General features: G+C 70.3%; 17 protein-coding genes and 2 tRNA genes (1 of these 19 cut by a window edge). 15 read left to right on the top strand and 4 right to left on the bottom strand.

Going from position 1 to position 22,646, the window contains the following annotated elements; translation table 11 throughout:
• Positions 1 to 55, top strand: a tRNA-Ala gene (locus tag ACWDEW_RS06065) (it extends 118 nt beyond the left edge of the window).
• Between the two features lie 70 nt (positions 56 to 125).
• On the opposite strand, the gene ACWDEW_RS06060 is transcribed toward ACWDEW_RS06065, so the two are convergent.
• Positions 126 to 971 carry a helix-turn-helix transcriptional regulator gene (locus ACWDEW_RS06060; RefSeq protein ID WP_450510042.1) on the bottom strand — a complete coding sequence of 282 codons (846 nt, stop codon included), beginning with the start codon at positions 969 to 971 and terminating at the stop codon, positions 126 to 128.
• A 202-nt stretch (positions 972 to 1,173) separates the two neighbouring features.
• On the opposite strand from ACWDEW_RS06060, the gene ACWDEW_RS06055 reads away from it, so the two are divergent.
• The 4 genes from ACWDEW_RS06055 to ACWDEW_RS06040 all read left to right on the top strand — a co-directional run bounded on the left by ACWDEW_RS06055 (position 1,174) and on the right by ACWDEW_RS06040 (position 3,236).
• Complete coding sequence (locus tag ACWDEW_RS06055) at positions 1,174 to 2,550, top strand: MFS transporter (RefSeq protein ID WP_450510040.1); 1,377 nt, start codon at positions 1,174 to 1,176, stop codon at positions 2,548 to 2,550.
• A gap of 69 nt (positions 2,551 to 2,619) precedes the next feature.
• Positions 2,620 to 2,793: a hypothetical protein gene (locus ACWDEW_RS06050; protein ID WP_019063265.1), complete on the top strand. Its 174-nt coding sequence runs from the start codon at positions 2,620 to 2,622 to the stop codon at positions 2,791 to 2,793.
• A gap of 3 nt (positions 2,794 to 2,796) precedes the next feature.
• Positions 2,797 to 3,030, top strand: a complete 234-nt coding sequence (locus ACWDEW_RS06045; RefSeq protein ID WP_003976229.1) for a hypothetical protein — start codon at positions 2,797 to 2,799, stop codon at positions 3,028 to 3,030.
• A gap of 133 nt (positions 3,031 to 3,163) precedes the next feature.
• Positions 3,164 to 3,236: transfer RNA gene (locus ACWDEW_RS06040), tRNA-Ala, on the top strand.
• Between the two features lie 125 nt (positions 3,237 to 3,361).
• Here ACWDEW_RS06040 and ACWDEW_RS06035 read toward each other — a convergent pair.
• Positions 3,362 to 4,975, bottom strand: a complete 1,614-nt coding sequence (locus tag ACWDEW_RS06035) for an NADH-ubiquinone oxidoreductase-F iron-sulfur binding region domain-containing protein (RefSeq protein ID WP_450510038.1) — start codon at positions 4,973 to 4,975, stop codon at positions 3,362 to 3,364.
• Complete coding sequence (locus tag ACWDEW_RS06030) at positions 4,972 to 6,294, bottom strand: cytochrome b/b6 domain-containing protein (RefSeq protein ID WP_450510037.1); 1,323 nt, start codon at positions 6,292 to 6,294, stop codon at positions 4,972 to 4,974. The genes ACWDEW_RS06035 and ACWDEW_RS06030 overlap by 4 nt, the downstream gene beginning before the upstream one ends.
• A gap of 430 nt (positions 6,295 to 6,724) precedes the next feature.
• Here ACWDEW_RS06030 and leuS point away from each other — a divergent pair, with 430 nt between their 5' ends.
• The 8 genes from leuS (at position 6,725) to holA (ending at position 17,786) form a co-directional block, all read left to right on the top strand.
• Positions 6,725 to 9,613, top strand: coding sequence for a leucine--tRNA ligase (gene leuS / locus ACWDEW_RS06025; protein WP_450510035.1), 2,889 nt, complete (start codon positions 6,725 to 6,727; stop codon positions 9,611 to 9,613).
• A 150-nt stretch (positions 9,614 to 9,763) separates the two neighbouring features.
• Entirely contained in the window at positions 9,764 to 10,495 is a 732-nt protein-coding gene (locus tag ACWDEW_RS06020) for a hypothetical protein (RefSeq protein WP_450510033.1), read from the top strand.
• Between the two features lie 108 nt (positions 10,496 to 10,603).
• Complete coding sequence (locus ACWDEW_RS06015) at positions 10,604 to 11,449, top strand: DegV family protein (RefSeq protein WP_450510031.1); 846 nt, start codon at positions 10,604 to 10,606, stop codon at positions 11,447 to 11,449.
• A gap of 153 nt (positions 11,450 to 11,602) precedes the next feature.
• A complete protein-coding gene (locus tag ACWDEW_RS06010; protein ID WP_450510029.1) occupies positions 11,603 to 12,796 on the top strand; it encodes a helix-hairpin-helix domain-containing protein in 1,194 nt (397 codons plus the stop codon).
• Complete coding sequence (locus ACWDEW_RS06005) at positions 12,793 to 15,339, top strand: ComEC/Rec2 family competence protein (RefSeq protein WP_450510027.1); 2,547 nt, start codon at positions 12,793 to 12,795, stop codon at positions 15,337 to 15,339. Before ACWDEW_RS06010 ends, ACWDEW_RS06005 begins: the two co-directional genes overlap by 4 nt.
• A 121-nt stretch (positions 15,340 to 15,460) precedes the next feature.
• Positions 15,461 to 16,333, top strand: a complete 873-nt coding sequence (locus tag ACWDEW_RS06000) for an arylamine N-acetyltransferase family protein (RefSeq protein ID WP_450510025.1) — start codon at positions 15,461 to 15,463, stop codon at positions 16,331 to 16,333.
• Between the two features lie 48 nt (positions 16,334 to 16,381).
• A complete protein-coding gene (locus tag ACWDEW_RS05995; RefSeq protein ID WP_450510023.1) occupies positions 16,382 to 16,627 on the top strand; it encodes a hypothetical protein in 246 nt (81 codons plus the stop codon).
• A gap of 169 nt (positions 16,628 to 16,796) precedes the next feature.
• On the top strand, positions 16,797 to 17,786 hold the full coding sequence (gene holA / locus ACWDEW_RS05990) for a DNA polymerase III subunit delta (RefSeq protein WP_200812020.1): 990 nt from the start codon (positions 16,797 to 16,799) through the stop codon (positions 17,784 to 17,786).
• A 294-nt stretch (positions 17,787 to 18,080) separates the two neighbouring features.
• Here holA and rpsT read toward each other — a convergent pair whose 3' ends face one another.
• Positions 18,081 to 18,347 (bottom strand): 30S ribosomal protein S20, encoded by a 267-nt coding sequence (gene rpsT, locus ACWDEW_RS05985; protein WP_019074070.1) that lies wholly within the window; start codon positions 18,345 to 18,347, stop codon positions 18,081 to 18,083.
• 288 nt (positions 18,348 to 18,635) lie between these two features.
• Here rpsT and lepA point away from each other — a divergent pair, with 288 nt between their 5' ends.
• Together lepA and ACWDEW_RS05975 are read left to right on the top strand one after the other, a co-directional pair.
• A complete protein-coding gene (lepA, locus tag ACWDEW_RS05980) occupies positions 18,636 to 20,510 on the top strand; it encodes a translation elongation factor 4 (RefSeq protein ID WP_450510020.1) in 1,875 nt (624 codons plus the stop codon).
• A gap of 228 nt (positions 20,511 to 20,738) precedes the next feature.
• Positions 20,739 to 22,622 (top strand): AMP-dependent synthetase/ligase, encoded by a 1,884-nt coding sequence (locus tag ACWDEW_RS05975; protein ID WP_450510018.1) that lies wholly within the window; start codon positions 20,739 to 20,741, stop codon positions 22,620 to 22,622.
• Positions 22,623 to 22,646 lie beyond the last annotated feature (24 nt).

The raw sequence follows: 22,646 nt of genomic DNA, 5'->3' as shown, positions 1-22,646 counted from the left end.
TAAGAGCGCCTGCATGGCATGCAGGAGGTCAGGAGTTCAATTCTCCTTAGCTCCACAGATCGACACTCTTGAGTTGTCAAGGATCGAGAGTCGTCCATGATCGAATCGATGAGATCCCATCCCTTTCAGGGGTGGGATTTTTTCGTCGCTGTCAGCGTCTCCGTGCGCCGCCGGGTCTCCTCGTCGGCCGGGGTGTAGACGACGATCCGGCACTCCGGCATGCCGTTGACCGACAACGACACCGAGGTCATCCGGATCTCGCCCACCTCTTCGTGCCGGAACGTCTTCACCCGCCGCCCCGGCTCCGCCACGTCCCCGCTCCTCCACAGCCGCATGAAGAGCGGGCTCGCCGCCGACAGCCGGCGTATGAACTCCTCCCAGGCGGGCTCCCCGGTATGCAGTCCGTAGGCCGAGCGCAGCATTGCCACCATCACCGGCAGCTCGGTCTCCCGGAACATCAGCGGCGACTCCGCCTCCGGCACCGCGAACAGCCTCCACAGCGCGTTGGGCACCGAGCCGTCCGACAGCGGTTCGATCCCGACCAGGGCCCGGTAGACGGAGTTGGCGGCCAGGATGTCGAACCGCGAGTTGTAGACCACCGCCGGGCGTGGCTCGAGGGCGTCGAGGATGCCCTGGATCTCCGGCCCCACCGCCTGCGCGAGCACTTCCGGAGGATGCGCGTACGGCACCTCGGCCAGGTGGTACAGATGCTCCCGCTCCGGCGCGTCGAGCCGGAGCGCGCGCGCCACGGCGTCCAGGACCTGCGCCGACGCGTTGATCGGGCGCCCCTGTTCGAGCCAGGTGTACCAGGTGACGCCCACTCCGGAGAGCTGCGCGACCTCCTCGCGACGCAGCCCCGGCGTACGCCGACGGAAACCCGGCGGCATGCCCACGTCGTGCGGTGTCACCCTCGCGCGCCTGCTGCGCAGAAACGCGGCCAGCTCAGGTCGGCGGCGCTGTGTCGTCCCCATCGTCACATCCCCCATACTCGACGCCCGACTTGGTCCCTGCCAGGTGCTGCCAGTACCAGCATCAGCGGGCTCTCGGCACCCGTACCGGAGCGCCCCCACGCTCGACCGCATGACGACAACACCCCGGACGGAACCGGATTCCGCACCCGTTCCAACTCCTGCCACCAGTAAAGACCCCGGCACTGACAATCGCCGTGGGCCGATGCTCGCGGTCCTGCTCGCGGCCCTGTTCATGGCGCTGCTCGACGTGTTCATCGTCAACGTCGCCGCTCCCACCATCGGCAACGAACTCCACGCGTCCGGCGCCGACCTGCAGCTGGTGATCGCCGGCTACACCATCACGTACTCGGTGCTGCTGATCACCGGCGCCCGGCTCGGCGCCCGGCTCGGTCACGCCCGGGTCCACCTCGCCGGGCTCGCGCTCTTCACCGCCGCCTCGCTCGCCTGCGGCCTGGCCCAGGGCTCGACCGAGCTGATCGTGTTCCGCCTGATCCAGGGCTCCGGCTCGGCGCTGATGATCCCGCAGGTGCTCAGCCTCATCCAGCGGAACTTCGTCGGCGAGGCCCGGATGCGGGCGCTCGGCGTGTACTCGGCGGTCATCGCGGTCGGCGCCGCGGCCGGACAGATCCTCGGTGGCGTCCTCGTCGGCGCCGACCTGTTCGGCACGGGCTGGCGGCCGGTCTTCCTCGTCAACGTGCCCGTGGGCGTCGTACTCCTGTTCCTCGGCAGGCGCGTGCTGCCGCGCGACGGCGCAGCGGAGCCGGAGCGGGCGCGGGACTTCGACGTGCCGGGGCTGGTGCTGCTCGCCTCGGCCGTCTCGCTGCTGACGGTGCCGCTGGTACTGGGGCAGGAAGAGGGCTGGCCACTGTGGTCGTGGCTGTCGCTGATCGCGGCGGCGGTGCTTTTCGCCGCGTTCTGCGGCTACGAGTCCCGGCTCGCGCGGCGCGGGGGCGCCCCGTTGATCGCACCGCGTGTGCTGCGTCACCCCGGCATGGGTCTCGCCGTCTTCCGGATCCTGGCGGTGATGGCCGTCAACGCCGGTTTCCTGTTCGCGCTCACCCTGCATGTCCAGGGCGGCCTCGGCTTCAGCGCGCTGCGCGCGGGCCTGACCTTCGCGCCGACCGCGGTCGTCTTCGGGGCGGTCGGACTGACCTGGCGCCGCTGGCCGGCGGCCTGGCAACGGGCGCTGACCCCGCTCGGGTTCGTGATCGCGATGCCGTCCGTCCTGGGAGTCGGCCTGGCGTTCGAAGGCGGCGACCGCGGCGGGGCCGTACTGTACGTGGCGTACGTCGGCGTGGGGGCCGGGCTCGCGCTCGCCTTCAGCCCGACGCTGACGCGGGCCCTGGCGACGGTGCGGCCCGAGGACGCGGCGGACGCCAGCGGTCTGCTCTCCACGGTCGCGCAGCTGGGTCAGCTGCTCGGGGTCGCGGTTTTCGGCACACTGTTCTTGAACCGGCTTGAGTCACTTGGGGCCCCGGGGGCGTATACCTCTGCGAAGGCGCTTTTGGCGTGCATGTTCGCGCTGGCGGGGACGGCTGCGGTGGGTGCCGTGTCCGGACTGGTACTAAGGCGTCGCTGACCGTATTGGTCCGGCCGTGGCAGAATCAAACGGCCGGAAGGGGGCGCGGCCCGACGGGAGGGAGTAGCGATGCCTGCGAGCATCATCGAGGAGGTCGACCACCTCTTCGATGCGGCGTTGATACGAGATACGATCACCCGCCTGAGCTGCCCTTCCTGCGGTTCCGCCCACGTGGCCCAAGTCCTCGGTGACAACGGCGGAGTTTCCTACGTGTGCACGGCCTGCGGCCACAGCTGGAGCTGATCGATGGGTGCACACAGGCGAAAGTGCGACTGGTGCGGCAGTGGGACGCCGATCGTCCGTGACATGGAACCGGTGAATCCCGACTACCAGTACTGGTGCGAGGAGTGCGCGCGGGCGCTGATCATAAAAGGCGATCCGATCGAGACGTACCGCGAACTGGAGGGCGAGCCGATCTACGGCCGACTCCTCGAAGAGCACTGCACTTTGAAACGGTTCTATTCGTTCGTCACCGCTTGACTCGGGCCGGGACCCCGCGAGGAGGTCCCGGCGATCACGGCCACGGCCCGGGCGACGGAAACGATTTGGTGGTGCACCGGGTCGACCGGTAATGTTGGCGTCGCCGCCGGGGAGACCCGGTAGCACACCACAAGGGGCTATAGCTCAGTTGGTAGAGCGCCTGCATGGCATGCAGGAGGTCAGGAGTTCAATTCTCCTTAGCTCCACAGAAGTCGAAGGCGGGTCATCCCACAGGATGACCCGCCTTCGGTGTGTCCAGGGGGAGTTGGCGCAGGCCGTGGAGCGGCGGGCCGCCCCTTCTTGAGAAGAGGGCGACCCGCCGGCCGTCTGCTCAGCGGCCCAGTGCCCGCCGGCCGCGCCCCTGGGAGAGGACCGGCAGGTTGCGGGACGGTCCCTTGTCGCGCGCTGTCTCCTCCTCCAGGCGGAGGGCGAGCGCCGGGCAGCGGCGCACCGCGCGGAGCGCCTTCGCCTCCGCGTAACGCGGCACCTGGGCCTGCGCGACGGTGGGGAAGCCGTCGGCGCCGAGTTCGAAGACCTCCGGGAGGATGTCCGCGCACAGACCGTGGCCCCGGCACAGCGTCCAGTCGACGTAGATCTTCTGACGGCTGGGGCCGTTGTCCTCGGCCTCCACGCCGCTCGTGATGCCCGCGGGGAGCTGGCCGCCCTCGAAGAGCGGCAGAACGCCCTCCACGGGCCTTCCGCAGCCGTTCCCGAGGACATGGGCGGCGAGGTCGTCCGTGAACGCCTTGATGGTGGATTCCAGGAACATCGCGGAGCCGTCCGGGTGCGAGCAGGCGCCGCGGCGCTTCACGGCCTTGGCGACCTGCTTGAGCGCCTCCAGGGCGGCCGGGCCGCCGCCGTTGAGGATGTCCTCCATGCCGCGCGCGGCGGCGGGCAGACCGAGGTAGCAGGGACCGCACTGTCCCGCGCTTTCGTCGGCCAGCCACTGGGCCACCCGGAGCGACTCGCCCAGGGGGCAGGTCTCCTGGGTGATCGGCATGATGGCGCCCGCGCCGAGCGCACCGCCCACCGCGTCCAGGGAGTTGCGGGAGACGATCGCCTCGTTGACCGTCGCCGCGTCGATCCACTTGCCGTGGTAACCGCCCGTCAGCACACCCTGGGGGACCGGCGGGGCGCCGGCCAGCTGCAGGACGTAGCGCAGCGGCACACCCGTGGGGACCTCGATCACCATGGGGCGTGCGACCGCCCCGGAGACCGTGAGCATGACGGTGCCGGGCTCGTCGTAGAGGCCGGTGTTGCCGTAGCGCTCGGGGCCGATGCGGGCGGCGATGGCGAGTTGGGCGAAGGTCTCGGCGTTGGAGAGCAGGGTCGGGGCGCCGCCGACGCCGTTCTGGGAGGCGCTGACCTTGCGACCGGGCGGGATCGCCGGGCCGCCGTCGATCGAGCGGATCAGCGACGCGGCGGCACCGGTGACCATGCGGACCGGGTTGCGCTGGACGAACGCCTTCAGCGCCGAGCGGCGGGTGTTGCTCAGACCGCGTTCGGAGAGCGCGGCCTCCATGGAGCGCTGCGTCGACTCACGGGTGACCCCCACCACGAGCGTGCGGGCACCCAGGGCCTCGGCGACCAGCAGGGCGCCGTCCAGGATGAGGTGCGGGGCACGGTTGATGAGCACCGTGTCCTTGCGGCAGGCGGGTTCGTCCTCGCTGCCGTTGACGACGACGACCGGCCGTACACCGCGTTTGATCGCTGCTTCGGCGACCGACCGCAGCTTCTTGTGGAAGGGGAAACCCGCGCCGCCGCGGCCCTTCAGGTTGATCGCCTCGGAGAGCTTCGCGAGCTGCTCCCCGCCCATGGGTTCGAGCGGCCCGTGCACCTTGAGGTGCATGGGCAGGTCGAGTCTCTCGACAAGGTCGAAGCCCGACGTGAGCTGTGGGAGCCCGACGACGCGGACTTCTGGGACGTCGGGCAGGGCCTCGTTCACCTATAGCCTCCGGAAGGCGTGTTCCAAGGTTCGCCCGAGCCGCCCTGCGCGTCGAAGTCGTACGACGCGTTGGGCGTTTGATCAGTGGCGGGACCGCTGTTGTACGTGTCACCGGAGTTGTACGTACCGGAGGCCCCGTTCGACTCACCCGTGGGGTACACGTATCCGTCGCCGTACCCGCCCGCGCCCGAATTGTTGTTGTACGTCGGGATGTTGTATCCGGTGTCCTGGAGCGGGTCGTAGGCCGACGGGGGCGCCTCGCCGACCGGCGGCGGCGACGGGATCGGCCAGCTGCCCGAGGTGCTGCCGCCGCTGTCCGCGCGCGGGACCGCCTGCGTGTTCTGCATGTCCATCGGCACGTTCGCGCGGGAGGACTGGTCGGTGACGTACGGCATCTGACCGGTGGACTCCGGTGTTGCGGTGCGGTAGGCCGCCGCGAAACCGTTCGTGTCGGCGACCGGGGTCATGGACCTCGTCTCGTACTGGGCGGCGGGGTCCACACGCGGCATCGACCCGGTCTCGGTGAACGAGGGCTGCGCCGGCCGCCGGCTCTCGCGCTTCTCGAAGCCCGGCAGCGCGGACTCGGCCACGCGGCCCCGGCTCGCGTCGAGATCGTCGAGGCCCGGCCGTTCCTCGTTGCCCAGGAGCATGGCGACCCGGTCGGCGAACTTCCGCTTGACCGAGCGGGGCGCCGAGCGCAGGGCGAGGGCCGCCGCGACCCCGACCAGGCACAGCTCGTAGGAGATCATGAAGAACGGCTTCGCCGCGCGGCCGGCGAACAGGCCGTGGATCAGCGCCGCGCACCAGGCCGGGTAGGCCAGCATGTGCATCGCGCGCCAGCGGGCGGCCACCGGCGCCGGGGACGCGAACTGGTTGCGCAGGGCGCCGGTGATGCCCACGAAGATCATGAGCAGGCCGGCCAGGGAGCCGAGGCCGATGAGGCCGGCGCTGCCCTTCACGCCCAGGCTGAACGGGATCAGCGCGGCGATCAGGACGGTGTGGTCGAGCGCCAGTTTGACCGTGATGTGAATCACGAGGAACGCGATCGAGCCGACGGCGGTCACCCGGTGGATGCCCTGGGCCACGATCCGCTGGCGGATGTTGAGGACGACCCGGTCCTGGGCGACGAGGCCCCAGATGACCGAGCAGGTGAGCGACACGAGCGAGAGAACGCCCGCACCGAAGTTGAGGAAGCTCTGTACCTGGCTGCCTCCGAGCAGCACGAACACGGGTATGAAGATCAGGACGACGAGGCTCACCATGCCGTAGGCCGAGCGGCCCGGCTTGGGGAGCGAACTGGTGGTACGACGAGGGTTCATGGGGGCAACTCCGAGCAGTATCGGGAAAGCGGTCCCGCTGCCGAACTCTAAGTGGCTCCATACCGGTGGGTACGAGGTTTGAGTTATTGCGTTGTTACCAAACGACAATGCGCTTGCTGTGATGTCCCGTAGTGGGTGGTACGCGAAGGTAGTCCTTGAACTTGGTTCAGTGCATGCCGGTGTGGTGAGGGTGCCAAGGGTGATACGGAAGCGCGTCGCGTTGTGCTCAAGCGCTGCGGTACCCTCATGCCATGCGTGCCGTACGCCTTCTGCTTAGCGAGCCGCGCTGATCAGTCCCGACCGCTGGTGAACGGCGAGTTCGGAATCAGCGCGGCGTCCCCTCCTGTGCGAGGGGATTTTTCATTTGGTGGATGTCACACCCTGAATGTCGCAGCCGCTGGCAGAGACGATCGATGGAGCTTTGAGGATCATGAGCGAGACGAACCCCGCTGCCGCCGCCGAGGTGGTCGCCCCGCACCGCTACACGGCCGCCATGGCCGCGGACATCGAGGCACGCTGGCAGGACTTCTGGGACGCCGAGGGCACCTACGAGGCCCCGAACCCGAGCGGCGACCTGGCCGGCGACCCCGAACTGGCCGCCCGCCCCAAGAAGTTCATCATGGACATGTTCCCGTACCCCTCCGGTGCGGGCCTGCACGTCGGCCACCCCCTGGGCTACATCGCCACCGATGTCTTCGCCCGGTTCCAGCGGATGACCGGTCACAACGTGCTGCACACCCTGGGCTTCGACGCCTTCGGCCTGCCGGCCGAGCAGTACGCCGTGCAGACCGGCACGCACCCGCGCGTGTCCACCGAGGCCAACATCGAGAACATGAAGGTCCAGCTGCGCGCCCTGGGCCTGGGCCACGACAGGCGCCGGTCGTTCGCCACGATCGACCCCGAGTACTACAAGTGGACCCAGTGGATCTTCCTGCAGATCTTCAACTCCTGGTACGACGACGAGGCCGACAAGGCCCGCCCGATCGCCGAGCTGATCGCCCAGTTCGAGTCCGGTGAGCGTGCCGTACCGGGCCACACGCGCGCGTGGCCGCAGCTGACCGCCACCGAACGCGCCGACGTCCTGAGCGAGTTCCGCCTGGCCTACGCCTCCGACGCGCCCGTCAACTGGTGCCCCGGCCTGGGCACCGTCCTGGCCAACGAGGAGGTCACCGCCGACGGCCGCTCCGAGCGCGGCAACTTCCCCGTCTTCAAGGCCAAGCTGCGCCAGTGGAACATGCGCATCACCGCCTACGCCGACCGGCTGCTGTCCGACCTGGAGGAGCTGGACTGGCCCGAGGCCATCAAGCTGCAGCAGCGCAACTGGATCGGCCGCTCCGAGGGCGCCCGCGTCGACTTCCCCGTCGACGGCGAGAACATCACCGTCTTCACCACCCGCCCCGACACCCTGTTCGGCGCGACCTACATGGTGCTGGCCCCCGAACACCCGCTGGTCGACAAGTTCACCCCGGCCACCTGGCCCGAGGGCACCCACGACGTGTGGACGGGCGGTCACGCCACCCCCGGGGAGGCCGTCGCCGCCTACCGCGCGCAGGCCGGCACCAAGTCCGACGTGGAGCGGCAGGCCGAGGCCAAGGACAAGACCGGTGTCTTCACCGGCGCGTTCGCCACCAACCCGGTCAACGGCGACCGGATCCCCGTCTTCATCGCCGACTACGTACTGATGGGCTACGGCACCGGCGCGATCATGGCCGTCCCGGCGGGCGACCAGCGCGACTTCGACTTCGCGCGCGCCTTCGAGCTGCCGATCACCTGCATCGTCGAGCCCACCGACGGCCGCGGCACCGACACGTCCACCTGGGAGAACGCCTTCGGGTCCTACGACGCGAAGATCATCAACTCCTCGAACGACGACGTCTCCCTGGACGGCCTGCCCGTCGCCGAGGCCAAGGCCCGCATCACCGAGTGGCTGGCCCGCAAGGGCATCGGCGAGGGCACCGTCAACTTCCGCCTGCGCGACTGGCTGTTCAGCCGCCAGCGCTACTGGGGCGAGCCCTTCCCGATCGTCTACGACGAGGACGGCGTCGCCCACTCGCTGCCCGAGTCGATGCTGCCCCTGGAGCTGCCGGAGGTCGAGGACTACTCGCCGCGCACCTTCGACCCGGACGACGCCAACACGTCCCCGGAGACGCCCCTGTCCCGCAACGAGGACTGGGTGAACGTCACCCTGGACCTGGGCGACGGCCGCGGCCCCCGGAAGTACCGCCGCGAGACCAACACCATGCCCAACTGGGCCGGTTCCTGCTGGTACGAACTGCGCTACCTGGACCCGCACAACGACCAGAAGCTGGTCGACCCGGCCATCGAGCAGTACTGGATGGGCCCCCGCGCGGGCATGCCGCACGGCGGCGTCGACCTGTACGTCGGCGGCGCCGAACACGCCGTACTGCACCTGCTGTACGCCCGCTTCTGGTCCAAGGTGCTGTTCGACCTGGGGCACATCTCGTCCCCGGAGCCGTTCCACAAGCTGTTCAACCAGGGCATGATCCAGGCCTACGTCTACCACGACAGCCGCGGCTTCCCAGTACCGGCCGCCGAGGTCGAGGAGCGCGACGGCGCCTACTACTACCAGGGCGAGAAGGTCTCCCGGCTGCTGGGCAAGATGGGCAAGTCCCTGAAGAACGCGGTCACTCCGGACGAGATCCGCGAGGAGTACGGCGCCGACACCCTGCGCCTGTACGAGATGGCCATGGGCCCCCTGGACGTGTCGCGGCCGTGGGACACGCGCGCGGTGGTGGGCCAGTACCGGCTGCTGCAGCGGCTGTGGCGCAACATCGTCGACGAGACGACCGGCGAGGTCACGGTCGTAGACGTTCCCGACGCCGACATCGACGAGGAGACGCTGCGTGCCCTGCACAAGGCGATCGACGGGGTGCGCCAGGACCTGGAGGGCCTGCGGTTCAACACGGCGATCGCCAAGGTCACCGAGCTGAACAACTACCTGACCAAGGCGGGCGGCGCCGTGCCGCGCCCGGTCGCCGAGACGCTGGTCCTGCTGATCGCGCCGCTGGCCCCGCACGTCGCCGAGGAACTGTGGCGCAAGCTGGGCCGCACGGACACGGTGGTCCACCAGGACTTCCCCGTGGCCGACCCGGCGTACGTCGTGGACGAGAGCGTGACCTGCGTCGTGCAGATCAAGGGCAAGGTCAAGGCGCGCCTGGAGGTTCCTCCGACGATCTCCGACGCCGAGCTGGAGAAGGTCGCGCTGGCCGACGAGAAGGTCGTCGCGGCGCTGGACGGCGCGGGCATCCGCAAGGTCATCGTGCGGGCGCCGAAGCTGGTCAACATCGTTCCGGCCTAGTTCTGCGCGCGCCGGGGCCGTCCGGGGCCGGCGCCTCGGGGTAGTCCCCTACGGGCAGGTTCGGGGTTCTTTTGGAACTCCGGACCTGCCCGTTGCGTTTACCGTTGAAGAGCGGCGCGGTGTGTGCCGCCCCGAGCCGGTGGAGGAGCGTTGGAAGCCGTGATCGCAGTCTTCGCCCTTCTCTTCCTGCTGTTCGTCGTCGCAGGAGGCTATGCGGCGGTCAAGGCGGTCGGCGCGGCCAAGCGAGGCGTCGACCGCACGGTCGCGCAGGCCCGGCGCACGGTCGAGGACCACACCCTGCGCGCCAAGTCCCTTGCCCAGCCCGGTCCGCAGGGACAAGTGGCCCAACTGCGGCTCGCGCTGCGCACATCGATGCGCGCGACCCAGGACGCGCTGCGCGCGGGCGTGACCGAGGACGAGTCGCTCAAGGAGTCCCTCGGCCTCTTCGAGCGACTCAGCGCACACGGCCGCGAACTCGACGGCGAACTCAAACGCCTGGAGTCCGAGCCGGACCGCGGAATGCTCGCCGAGCGGCTGCCCGCCCTGCGCGAGCGCACCGAGCGCATCACGAAATCGGCCGACTCCCTGCGCTGGGCCGCCCGCGACCGCGCCGGCCGCTTCGCGGAGGACGACCTCGACGCGCTGAGCGCCCAGATAGACGTGGAGGCAGGAGCCCTGCGGCACTGGACGAAACCGGAGCACGCGCCGCCCCCCTGGCCCGATGCCCCGGCCGCCGACGGCACCACCACCCACCAGACATGGCCGGAGACCCCGCGCTCCCGCCCCGCCGCCGAAGAGCCCGCCCCCTCCGCCATCACCCCGCCGGGACGGCGTCCCAGCTACCCCTGGCAGAAGAAACCCCGCCCCGAGAGCACGACTTGACCGGGTGGCACCGCCCGAGCGTGCGGCACGGTGTGATCCGGCCGGTTCCGGCCCAGGTGAAAGGGGTCGGGCTGCCGCCCGGCCGCTACGGCAGGTAACCTCCAGCTCATGTCCCGCCATGTCGCGATCGTCACCGATTCAACGGCCTACCTGCCGCCGCTGACGATGGAGTGCCACGGCATCACAGCGGTGCCGCTGACCGTGGTCCTCGGCGACCGGGCACTGGAAGAGGGCACCGAGATCTCCACCCGCTCCCTGGCCCTGGCCCTGCAGAAACGGCGCCCGGTCACCACCTCGCGGCCCAGCCCCCAGCTCTTCGCCGAGACCTACCGCAGGGTCGCCGAGTCCGGCGCCACCGGCATCGTCTCCCTCCACCTCTCCGCCGAACTCTCGGGCACCTACGACGCGGCGGTCCTCGCCGCCCGCGATGCGCCCGTGCCGGTGCGGGTCGTGGACACCGGCATGATCGCGATGGCACTCGGCTTCTGCGCACTCGCCGCGGCCGAGACCGCGGAGGCGGGCGGCACGGTCGACGAAGCGGTCACGGCCGCGGAGAAACGGGCCGCGGGCACCTCCGCCTACTTCTACGTCGACACCCTCGACTATCTGCGCCGGGGCGGCCGTATCGGCGCTGCCCAGGCCCTGCTGGGCTCCGCGCTCGCCGTCAAGCCGCTGCTCCAACTGGAGGGCGGGCGCATCGAACCCCTGGAGAAAGTCCGGACGGCGTCGAAGGCGATCGCCCGCCTGGAGGAGATCGTGGCCGACCGGGCGGGCAGCGCACAGGTCGACATCGCCGTCCACCACCTCTCCGCGCCCGAACGCGCGGAGGCCCTCGCGGAGCGGCTCCGGGTACGGGTGCCCGGACTGGCCGACCTCCATGTGAGCGAGGTCGGGGCAGTGATTGGGGCGCACACCGGGCCCGGGTTGCTGGGGGCTGTGGTTTCGCCGCGATGACGGTTGCTGCCTGTGGCGTGCGGGGGTCCGCCGAGGTGGGTAATCGTCGGGGCTGATAACTCGTGTGGGTGACTGAGTTATCCACAACTGGGCGCTTTTCCCGGGAATTGAGCAAGATCATCGCGAAATGGCGAGATGCCCGATCCTCGGCGCATGGCACTTCGATCACGCTCACACACAGCCACCGCGACCAGCGGCCCGGGCCGCGCCCCGTCCTCGGACGGCCGCACCCGCAATCGCCGCGCGCCGACCCGAGGCCGGGCCCACCGCCAGGCTTCGGCTGACGAACTCCGGCGACGCGCGGAACTCCTCTTCGCCGAACGAGTAGGGGAACGGCGGGAGTTGGGGAACGGGCCACCGGGGGAGGAACGGGGGGTCCCGGCGCCGGAGGAATGGGCGGCGGCTCGGGTGCCGGCCCGGCTGGGAGCACCGGTGGGTGCAGGGCCGGTGGGTGCAGGGCCGGCCTCTGACGTCCCGTACGGCGCAGGGGGCGAGCGGCCCTCGGTGTCCGCTGGGCCCGCACGGGTCGGAGATGCCGGAGACTTCGGCGGTGTCGCGGAGGCCCACGTCGGGGACGGCCGCACGGCAGGCGCAGGGGCCTGGCGCGAGCGGGCCGGGTCGGCTCTGCGGGAGCGGATGCCGGTATGGGTGCAGACGCGATGCGGACTGGAGCGGCGGAGTGTGGTCGCGCTCAGTGTGCTGTTCGTGGTGGCCGCGGTCTTCGCCGTACAGCACTTCTGGGTCGGCCGGACACAGCCCGTGCGGGCCCCGGAGGTGGTGCGGGCGGTGGCTCCTTACGGGACAGGCGGCGAAGGCGGGAGCGGCAGCACGGGTACAGGGACCGAGTCGCGCACCTCGGCCGGAGCGCGGGGCGCAGCGAGTGCGGCCGGTGCCGCCGGTGCCGAGATCGTCGTGGACGTCAGCGGCAAGGTCCGTAAACCCGGGGTTCATCGGCTCCCGGCCGGTTCCCGGGTGACGGATGCGCTGCGGGCGGCGGGTGGGCTGCGTTCGGGCACGAACACCGAGGGGCTCAACCTCGCTCGGTTCCTTGTGGACGGGGAACAGATCGTCGTCGGGGCGCCGCTGCCTGCCGCGGTGCCTGGTGCGGGCGGTGCGGGGGGTTCGACAGGCACCGGTGCGGGGGCCGCTCCAGGGGCTCCGGTCTCCCTCAACACGGCCACTGCCGACCAGCTCAACACCCTGCCCGGGGTGGGCCCCGTGCTGGCCCAGCACATCATCGACTACCGCACCCGGCACGGCGGATTCCGCTCGGTGGACGAACTGCGCCAGGTCAACGGCATCGGCGACCGCCGCTTCGCCGATCTGCGGGATCTGGTACGGCCATGACCCACGTCCACGACAACACGTCCCGACGCTCCGTACATGCCTCCTCCGGGAACCGGCGGGGTGCCGCGCACCCGCACCAGGAAGGCCCGACGGACCTACGGCTCGTCCCGCCCGCGCTCGCCGCCTGGGCGACAGCCGCGCTGGCGCTGGACGCGTCACCGGCCTGGGTCACCGGTGCCGCGATCACCGCCCTGGTGGCAGGGCTCGCGCTCCTGCTGGCGCGACGGCGGAGCGGGGCGGTCCGCAGCCGTGCTTTCTCCTCCTGGCCCCGAGCCTCGATCGCCGCCCTGCTCCTCTCCATCGCGGCAGCGGCCGCCTCCGCCGGCCTGCACGGGGCGGATCTGCGCCGTGGACCGGTGCCCGCGCTGGCGCGGCAGTACGCGTCCGTGACCGCGGAGGTGGAGGTCGGTTCCGATCCACGGTTGACCCGGCCCCGGATCGACGGGGATCACGCGGCTCCGGTCTCCGTGCTGATCGAGGCCGAGGTGCGGAGGGTGGAGCAGACGGACGGGACGGTCGTGGAGACACGGGCACCGGTGCTGTTGATCGTCGCCCCGAGCTCATCCGCCGGGCGCGCCAGGGGTGTTGGTGCTGCTGCCGACCCGGAGCATTCGCCCTGGCTGGGGCTGCTGCCGTCCACGCGGGTGAGGGTGACCGCGCGGCTGGCGCCCTCCCTGACCAGCGGGGACCGGGTCGCGGCCGTTCTGCGGGTGCGCAACCAGCCGGTGCCGGAGATGCTGGGGAAGCCGTCCGCAGCCCAGCGGTTCGCGGGGCAGTTGCGCGCCGGGCTGCGCGAGGCCACCGACGGATTGCCGGCGGACGCGCGGGCGCTGCTGCCGGGGCTGGTCGTCGGCGACACCGCGCGCATCACACCCGAGTTGGACGAGGCCTTCAAGGAGACGGACCTCGCGCACACCCTCGCCGTCTCCGGAAGCAACCTGACCATCCTGCTCGCCCTCCTCATCGGACCGCCCGGCCTCGCCCAGCGCGTCGAACGCCGAGGTCTGGCACCACGCCTGGGGATCTCGCTCCGGGCGACCGCGTTGCTCGGCGGGGTGCTCACACTCGGGTTCGTCGTCGTGTGCCGACCCGACCCGAGCGTGCTGCGGGCCGCGGCCTGCGGTGCCGTCGCACTGCTCGCCCTGGCGACCGGACGCCGTAGATCACTCATCCCGGCACTGGCGACGGCCGTACTGCTCCTGGTGCTGTACGACCCGTGGCTGGCCCGCAGCTACGGCTTCCTGCTCTCCGTGCTCGCCACCGGAGCCCTGCTCACGCTCGCGCCACGCTGGTGCGAGACGCTGCGGCGCCACCGGGTTCCCCCGCGGCTGGCCGAGGCCGTGGCCGCCGCTGCCGCCGCGCAGGCGCTGTGCGCGCCCGTCGTGGCCGTGCTGTCGGCGCGGGTCAGCCTGGTGGCGGTGCCGTGCAACCTGCTCGCGGAGCTCGCCGTCGCACCGGCCACGGTGCTGGGCTTCGCGGCGCTGGCGACGGCACCGGTGGTGATGCCGGTGGCCAAGGTCCTTGCCTGGGGCGCGAGTTGGCCCGCCGGGTGGATCGCGGACGTGGCCCGGACCGGCGCGGCGCTGCCCGGCGGGGGAGCGGACTGGCCGGGCAGTTGGACGGGTGCGCTGCTGCTGGCCGTGGCCGTCGCGGTCCTCGTACTGGTCGGCCGGAGGCTGCTGAAGCATCCGTGGCTGTGCGGTGTCTGCGGGCTGCTGCTCCTGGTGCTCGTGGTCGAGCCGGCGCCGCTCACCCGGGTGATCACGGGATGGCCGCCGCCGGACTGGCGGTTCGCGATGTGCGACGTCGGGCAGGGCGATGCGACGGTGCTCGCGGCGGGCAAGGGCACCGGTGTGGTCGTGGACGCCGGACCCGATCCGAAGCTGGTCGACCAGTGTCTGCGCACGCTCGGCATCACCAGGATTCCGCTGGTCGTCCTGACCCACTTTCACGCCGACCACGTCGCCGGACTGCCCGGGGTGCTGCGGGGCCGCTCGGTGGGCGCGATCCAGACGACGTCCTTCGAAGAACCCGCGGACCAGACAGAGTTCGTACGGCGAGCGGCAGCGGAACGGCACATCCCGATCACCCGGGCCGTCGCCGGGGAACAGAGACGCGCCGGTCCGCTCTCCTGGCAGGTGCTGTGGCCGCCACCGGAACCGGTACCGGACCAGGACGGCCCGAACGACGCGAGTGTCACGCTGCTGGTCCGGACGGCCGGGCTGCGACTACTGCTGCTTGGGGACCTCGAACCCCCTGCCCAGCAGGAGCTGTTGAGGTCACCGGCGGCGGCACTGCTGGGAGGCGTGGACGTCCTCAAGGTCGCCCACCACGGTTCGGCCTACCAGGACCCGGACCTGATGCGCAGAGTGGCTCCGAGGCTGGCGCTGATCTCTTGCGGTGCGGACAACCCCTACGGACACCCGGCTCCCGGCACGGTCGCGGCGCTGCGCTCGATGGGCGCGGTGGTCCTGAGGACGGACCTGGACGGGGCCCTGGCGGTGGGCGGCGAGGGGGCAGGGCTGCGGGTGACACGGGGCTGAGGGAGGCGGGGGGGTGGGGTGGGGCGGCGGGGAGGGAGGGGGAGGGGGAGGGGGCCCCTCCCCCCTCGCATAGAGCCCGGCGGCACGGGCGCCGAGCCGCCGCCCGCGTGAGACTGGTGGCATGAATCCCGCACAGGTTGATGCCTACCTCCGCCGGTTGGGAGTCGCGCGCCCGGCGCTGCCCACCGTCGATGTTCTGCGCGAGCTGCACCTGCGCCATCTGCAGACCGTGCCCTTCGAGAATCTGTCGATTCATCTGGGAGAGGAGATCGTGCTGGAGGTGAAGCGGCTGCTGGACAAGGTCGTGGGCGCGGGCAGGGGCGGGTTCTGCTACGAACTGAACGGACTGTTCGGCGCGTTGCTCGCCGCGCTGGGGTTCGAGGTCGCGTTGCTGCCGGCGCGGGTGTACGGGGACGGCGGGCGCCTGGGAATCCCGTACGACCATCTCGCGCTGTGGGTGCGGACGGTGGACGGGAGTGAGTGGCTGGCCGACGTGGGGTTCGGGACGCACAGTCACTATCCCCTGGCCTTCGAGGAACGGGGTGAACAGGCGGACCCCGGCGGCGAGTTCAGGATCGCCGAGTCCGCGAACCCCGGGGACCTGCCGGACCTGCCGGACCAGCCAGGCAGGCCAGGCAGGCCAGATAGGCCAGACCTGCGAGGCCTCGCGTACCCGATGGACCTGGACGTTCTCCGGAACGGCAAGCCCGAGTACCGACTGGAGACGCGACCGCGGGTGCTCGGTGACTTCGTGGCCGCGGCGTGGTGGCAGACCACATCTCCGGCCTCGCACTTCACCCGGTCCCTGGTCTGTTCGCGGCTCACGGACGACGGAGGGAGGATCACGCTCAGCGGTCGCGGCCTGACGGTGACGGCGCCGGACGGGACCCGGGACGTGCGTGAACTGGCGACGGACGAGGAGGTGTTGGCGGTGTACCGGGAGCGGTTCGGGATCGAGTTGGAGGAGGTGCCGACGGTACGTGCGCTCGCGTAGCCGTGGATGGGTGCGCGCGAGCCCGCGGCCGTACCGGAAAATGTCCTCGTGAGCGATGTGAGACATGTGCTGGTGCTGCCCGACCGTGATGCGGCTGAGGCGGCGGCGGAGGCGCTCGGGGAGCGGTTCGCCCTCGACGAGGAACCGCAGTTGGTGCGGGACGCGCTGGCCGGCGAGGACGATGCCGAGGACGCGCAGTGGCTGCTGGTGCTGCGGGACGAGCGCGGACGGCTCGACCCCGGTGTGCTGGACGCGTTCGCGGGGGAGTGGGACGGCTGGCGCGAGGAGCCGTAACAGCCAGGAGCCGTAACAGCGACGGGCCCACCCACGGGCGCTGACAGCACGCATTCCCACCGGCACCCGCCTCCACCGGCACCCGCCTCCACCGGCACCCGCCTCCGCCGGCACCTGCCTCCACCGTCACCCGCCCCCGTTGTCAGTCCCGCGTGCGATGCTTTACGCGATGGCCAAGAAGACTGCGAATGACGACCCTCTCGCCCCGGTGACCCTTGCCGTGGGCCAGGAGGACCTCCTGCTCGACCGTGCCGTGCAGGAGGTGGTGGCCGCCGCCAGGGCCGCCGACGCCGACACGGACGTACGTGACCTGACCTCGGACCAGCTGCAGCCCGGCACCCTCGCCGAGTTGACCAGCCCGTCGCTCTTCGCCGAGCGCAAGGTCGTGGTCGTACGCAACGCGCAGGATCTGTCCGCGGACACGATCAAGGACGTGAAGGGGTATCTCGGGGCGCCCGCCGAGGAGATCACCCTGGTGCTGCTGCATGCGGGCGGGGTCAAGGGCAAGGGGCTGCTCGATGCCGCGCGCAAGGCGGGTGCGCGGGAGGTGGCCTGTCCCAAGATGACGAAGCCGGCGGACCGGCTGGCCTTCGTGCGGAGCGAGTTCCGGGCGACCGGGAGATCGGCGACGCCTGAGGCCTGCCAGGCGCTCGTCGACTCCATCGGCAGCGATCTGCGGGAGCTGGCGTCCGCCGTCTCCCAGTTGGTCGCCGATGTCGAGGGGACCATCGACGAGGCGGTCGTCGGGCGGTACTACACGGGGCGGGCCGAGGCGTCGAGCTTCACCGTCGCGGACCGGGCCGTGGAGGGGCGGGCGGCGGAGGCGCTGGAGGCGCTGCGGTGGTCGCTGTCCACCGGGGTGGCGCCGGTGCTGATCACCAGCGCGTTGGCGCAGGGGGTGCGGGCGATCGGGAAGCTGTCGTCCGCGCGGGGCGGGCGGCCGGCGGATCTGGCGCGTGAGCTGGGGATGCCGCCGTGGAAGATCGACCGGGTGCGGCAGCAGATGCGGGGGTGGACACCGGACGCGGTCTCCGTCGCGCTGCGGGCGGTGGCCGAGGCGGACGCGGGAGTGAAGGGCGGTGGGGACGATCCGGAGTACGCGCTGGAGAAGGCGGTCGTCACGATCGCCCGGGCCGCTCGGTCCCGGGGACAGTCCTGACCTCCTGCCCTCCAGAAAGCGGCAGGTACTGGCAGACGGCAGACCCCCGGCCGGCACCCGCAGGCCGCGCCCCCAGGGCTGGCACCCGCAGGTAGACCCCCGGGCCGACACCCGCAGACCGACACCTGTGCGCGGATACAGCAATGCCCCCGAAGTGGGTCCGGGGGCACTGTACGTGGCGTGGCGACCACGATGTCTGTCCGTGAATCGAGGTAGAGGGCTCGACGTTGTCCTCACGGCGGATTGCTACTGGTCCGGTCCGCGCGAGCGCGGGCCGAGGCAAGTGCGGAAGGATCAGCCCTTGAGCGCGGTGACCTTGGAAGCAAGCGCCGACTTCTTGTTGGCGGCCTGGTTCTTGTGGATGACGCCCTTCGAGACGGCCTTGTCGAGCTGACGCGCGGCAGCGCGCTGGTACTCGGTGGCCTTCTCGACGTCACCCGCGGCAGCTGCCTCGCGGGCCTTGCGGATCGCGGTCTTCAGGGAGGACTTGACGGCCTTGTTGCGCAGCCGAGCCTTCTCGTTGGTCTTGATCCGCTTGATCTGGGACTTGATGTTCGCCACGAATGAGCCTTTGCAGGTTCTGGCACGGGGCCGCACGGGTCCCGGGCCGATGATTTTTCTTGGGGTGTGTCCCGTGCCGAACTCGCACAAGAGAGGGCAGGAGACACAGCCACCCAGGTTACCAGCAGCCCGCCGACCCGCCCAAACCGGCTACCACGGTGCGATCCGTTACCGTCTCGCACCGGCCCAAACCGGACCGCACCTCCCACGCGTGGGACCATGGAGCCTACGTATCGATCCGACCCGAGACCGCAGACACTGCGGACGCCTCAAGAATCAGGACCCTGCGTGCCCGCGATCCCCAGCCATGTGCCCGAGCCGAGCCGTACCGACCCGGCGCTGATCCGCAATTTCTGCATCATCGCGCACATCGACCACGGCAAGTCCACGCTCGCCGACCGGATGCTCCAGCTGACCGGAGTGGTCGACCAGCGGCAGATGCGTGCTCAGTACCTCGACCGCATGGACATCGAGCGCGAGCGCGGCATCACGATCAAGTCCCAGGCGGTGCGTCTGCCGTGGGCCCCCACCGACGGGGGCGACGAGGGCACCACCCACATCCTCAACATGATCGACACCCCGGGACACGTCGACTTCACGTACGAGGTCTCGCGGTCGCTCGCCGCCTGCGAGGGCACCGTGCTGCTGGTGGACGCCGCCCAGGGCATCGAGGCCCAGACCCTCGCCAACCTCTACCTGGCGATGGAGAACGACCTCACGATCATCCCCGTACTGAACAAGATCGACCTGCCGGCCGCGCAGCCCGAGAAGTTCGCGGAGGAGCTGGCCAACCTGGTCGGGTGTGACCCCGACGACGTGCTGCGGGTGTCCGCGAAGACCGGTATCGGTGTCGACGCGCTGCTGAACAAGGTCGTCAAGGAGATCCCGGCGCCGGTCGGCAACGCGGACGCGCCCGCCCGCGCCATGATCTTCGACTCGGTCTACGACTCCTACCGCGGTGTCGTGACGTACATCCGGGTCATCGACGGGCAGCTCAACAAGCGTGAGCGGATCCGGATGATGTCGACGAACGCCACGCACGAGCTGCTGGAGATCGGCACCAACTCGCCGGAGATGCTCGGTGCCGACGGGCTCGGGGTCGGCGAGGTCGGCTATCTGATCACGGGTGTGAAGGACGTCCGGCAGTCCAAGGTCGGTGACACCATCACCACCCTGAACAAGGGGGCGACCGAGGCGCTCGGCGGTTACAAGGACCCCAAGCCGATGGTCTTCTCCGGGCTGTATCCGCTGGACGGGTCCGACTATCCGGAGCTGCGCGACGCGCTCGACAAGCTCCAGCTCAACGACGCCGCGCTGGTGTACGAGCCGGAGACCTCGGCGGCGCTGGGCTTCGGTTTCCGCGTCGGCTTCCTCGGGCTGCTGCACCTGGACGTGATCCGGGAGCGGCTGGAGCGCGAGTTCGGCCTCGACCTCATCGCGACCGCGCCGAACGTGGTGTACCGCGTCGAGATGGAGGACGGCAGCGAGCACGTCGTCACCAACCCGAGCGAGTTCCCCGAGGGGAAGATCGACAAGGTCTACGAGCCCGTCGTGCGCGCGACGATCCTCGCGCCGTCGGAGTTCATCGGTTCGATCATGGAGCTGTGCCAGACCCGGCGCGGCACCCTGCTCGGTATGGACTACCTCTCCGAGGACCGGGTGGAGATCCGCTACACGCTGCCCCTCGCGGAGATCGTCTTCGACTTCTTCGACCAGTTGAAGTCGAAGACCCGCGGCTATGCCTCGCTGGACTACGAGCCCACCGGTGAGGTGGCCTCCAGCCTGGTCAAGGTCGACATCCTGCTGCACGGCGACAAGGTGGACGCCTTCTCGGCGATCACGCACAAGGACGCGGCGTACTCGTACGGTGTGCGGCTGGTCGCCAAGTTGCGGGAGCTGATCCCGCGGCAGGCCTTCGAGGTGCCCATCCAGGCGGCCGTCGGCTCCCGGGTCATCGCCCGCGAGACGATCCGCGCCATCCGCAAGGACGTCCTCGCCAAGTGCTACGGCGGTGACATCTCGCGTAAGCGGAAGCTGCTGGAGAAGCAGAAGGAGGGCAAGAAGCGGATGAAGATGGTGGGTTCCGTGGAGGTTCCGCAGGAGGCGTTCATCGCGGTGCTGTCCAGTGATGACAGCGGTGGCGGCGCCAAGGGCAAGAAGTAGCGGTCCCATACATCGGAATTCCGGAGCAAACCGAGGCGATCCCCGGGGCCCGTCGTGCTGTGGCGCGGCGGGCCCCGCGTCCTGGCTCTGTAGGAAGCGACAGTCCGCCGCCCCTTACGCACCGGCCGGTCGCGCCTTACTCTGATCACTGCTCGATAGTTACTCGTGAGTTAAACAACAGCCGTAGCACTGAGCCAGCCGCACCGTCGCGGGCCCCCGGAGGATGTCGTGAGCGACACACAGACCTTGATCGAGAACCGTCCGCCGTCCGTCGCGGGCCTCTTCCTGGAGCGAGTGGCGGCCACGCCGGATACCGAGGCCTACCGTCACCCGGTGCCGGCGGCCTCCGGCGAGGGCCCCGACGACTGGAAGTCGCTGAGCTGGGCGCAGGCCGCCGAGCGGGTCTTCGCGATCGCGGCCGGTCTGATCGAACTGGGCGTACAGCCCGAGCAGCGCGTCGCGCTCGCCTCCGCCACCCGGATCGAGTGGATCCTCGCCGACCTGGGCATCATGTGCGCCGGCGCCGCCACGACCACGGTGTATCCGCAGACCAACGCCGACGAGTCGACCTTCATCCTCGCCGACTCCGGCAGCAAGGTCCTGATCGCGGAGGACGCGACACAGCTCGCCAAGGCGGTGGAGAAGCGCGCCGAGCTGCCCGAACTGACGCATGTCGTGGTCATCGACCCGACCGGAGTCGACACCGCGGAGACCGGTGACTGGGTGCTGAGCCTGGCCGAGCTGGAGCAGCGCGGTGCCGCGTACCTGGAGAAGAACCCGGATCTGGTCAAGGAGCGGATCGCGGGAATCACCAAGGACCAGCTCGCGACGATCATCTACACCTCCGGCACCACCGGCCGCCCCAAGGGCGTCCGCCTCCCGCACGACAACTGGTCCTATCTCGCGAAGGCCATCGCGGCGACCGGGCTGCTCGGCCCCGAGGACGTGCAGTACCTGTGGCTGCCGCTGGCGCACGTCTTCGGCAAGGTGCTCACGTCCGGCCACATCGAGATCGGGCATGTCACCGCCGTGGACGGCCGCCCGGAGAAGATCATCGAGCAGCTGCCGATCGTGCAGCCGACGTACATGGCGGCCGTTCCGCGCATCTTCGAGAAGGTCTACAACGGGGTCGCGGCCAAGGCGCGGGCCGGCGGCGCGGCCAAGTACAAGATCTTCCAGTGGGCGGCGGAGGTCGCCCGCGAGTACGCCAAGGTCACCCAGGACAACTTCCGCCGCACCGGCACGGCCAGCGCGCCCTTCGGCCTCGCGGCCAAGCACAAGGTGGCCGACGCGCTGGTCTACGCGAAGATCCGTGAGGCCTTCGGCGGCAAGCTGCGGGCGTGTGTCTCCGGATCGGCCGCGCTCTCGCCCGACATCGGCTACTTCTTCGCCGGCGCAGGCATCCACATCCTGGAGGGCTACGGCCTGACCGAGTCCTCCGCGGCCTCCTTCGTCAACCCGGGCGAGGCCTACCGCACCGGCACGGTCGGCAAGCCGCTGCCCGGCACGGAGGTGCGCATCGCGGACGACGGCGAGATCCTGCTGCGCGGCCCCGGCATCATGGAGGGCTACCACGGGCTGCCGGAGAAGACCGCCGAAGTCCTGGAGGCGGACGGCTGGTTCCACACCGGCGACATCGGCGAGCTGTCCCCGGACGGCTATCTGCGCATCACGGACCGCAAGAAGGACCTCATCAAGACGTCCGGCGGCAAGTACATCGCGCCGAGCGAGGTCGAGGGCCAGTTCAAGGCCGTGTGCCCGTACGTCTCCAACATCCTGGTGCACGGCGCCGACCGGAACTTCTGCACCGCGCTCATCGCCCTCGACGAACCGTCCATCCTGGAGTGGGCGAAGGAGAACGGCCTCGAAGGCAGGTCCTACGCCGAGGTCGTCGCCGCCCCTGCGACGGTCGCCATGGTCGAGGGCTACGTCAAGGAGCTCAACGAGGGCCTCCAGCGCTGGCAGACCATCAAGAAGTTCCGCCTCCTGCCGCGCGACCTCGACGTGGAACACGGCGAGATCACCCCGAGCCTCAAGCTCAAGCGCCCGGTGGTGGAACGCGAGTACAGGCACCTGATCGACGAGATGTACGCGGGGTCGCGCGAGGCATGACCCTGTGGTGCCGGGGGCCTGGTC

The sequence above is a fragment of the Streptomyces sp. NPDC001100 genome (genome assembly GCF_053598575.1).
The sequence above is the reverse complement of the archived record's forward strand: the minus strand, read 5'-3'. Positions and strand labels throughout refer to the sequence as shown.

Coding starts and splice junctions, on each gene's coding strand:
- leuS (WP_450510035.1), top strand. CDS start 6,725: ATGAGCGAGACGAACCCCGCTGCCGCCGCCGAGGTGGTCGCCCCGCAC.
- ACWDEW_RS06060 (WP_450510042.1), bottom strand. CDS start 971: ATGGGGACGACACAGCGCCGCCGACCTGAGCTGGCCGCGTTTCTGCGC.
- ACWDEW_RS06005 (WP_450510027.1), top strand. CDS start 12,793: ATGACCCACGTCCACGACAACACGTCCCGACGCTCCGTACATGCCTCC.
- ACWDEW_RS06010 (WP_450510029.1), top strand. CDS start 11,603: ATGGCACTTCGATCACGCTCACACACAGCCACCGCGACCAGCGGCCCG.
- ACWDEW_RS06050 (WP_019063265.1), top strand. CDS start 2,620: ATGCCTGCGAGCATCATCGAGGAGGTCGACCACCTCTTCGATGCGGCG.
- holA (WP_200812020.1), top strand. CDS start 16,797: ATGGCCAAGAAGACTGCGAATGACGACCCTCTCGCCCCGGTGACCCTT.
- ACWDEW_RS06000 (WP_450510025.1), top strand. CDS start 15,461: ATGAATCCCGCACAGGTTGATGCCTACCTCCGCCGGTTGGGAGTCGCG.
- ACWDEW_RS06030 (WP_450510037.1), bottom strand. CDS start 6,294: ATGAACCCTCGTCGTACCACCAGTTCGCTCCCCAAGCCGGGCCGCTCG.
- ACWDEW_RS06045 (WP_003976229.1), top strand. CDS start 2,797: ATGGGTGCACACAGGCGAAAGTGCGACTGGTGCGGCAGTGGGACGCCG.
- ACWDEW_RS06015 (WP_450510031.1), top strand. CDS start 10,604: ATGTCCCGCCATGTCGCGATCGTCACCGATTCAACGGCCTACCTGCCG.
- ACWDEW_RS06055 (WP_450510040.1), top strand. CDS start 1,174: ATGCTCGCGGTCCTGCTCGCGGCCCTGTTCATGGCGCTGCTCGACGTG.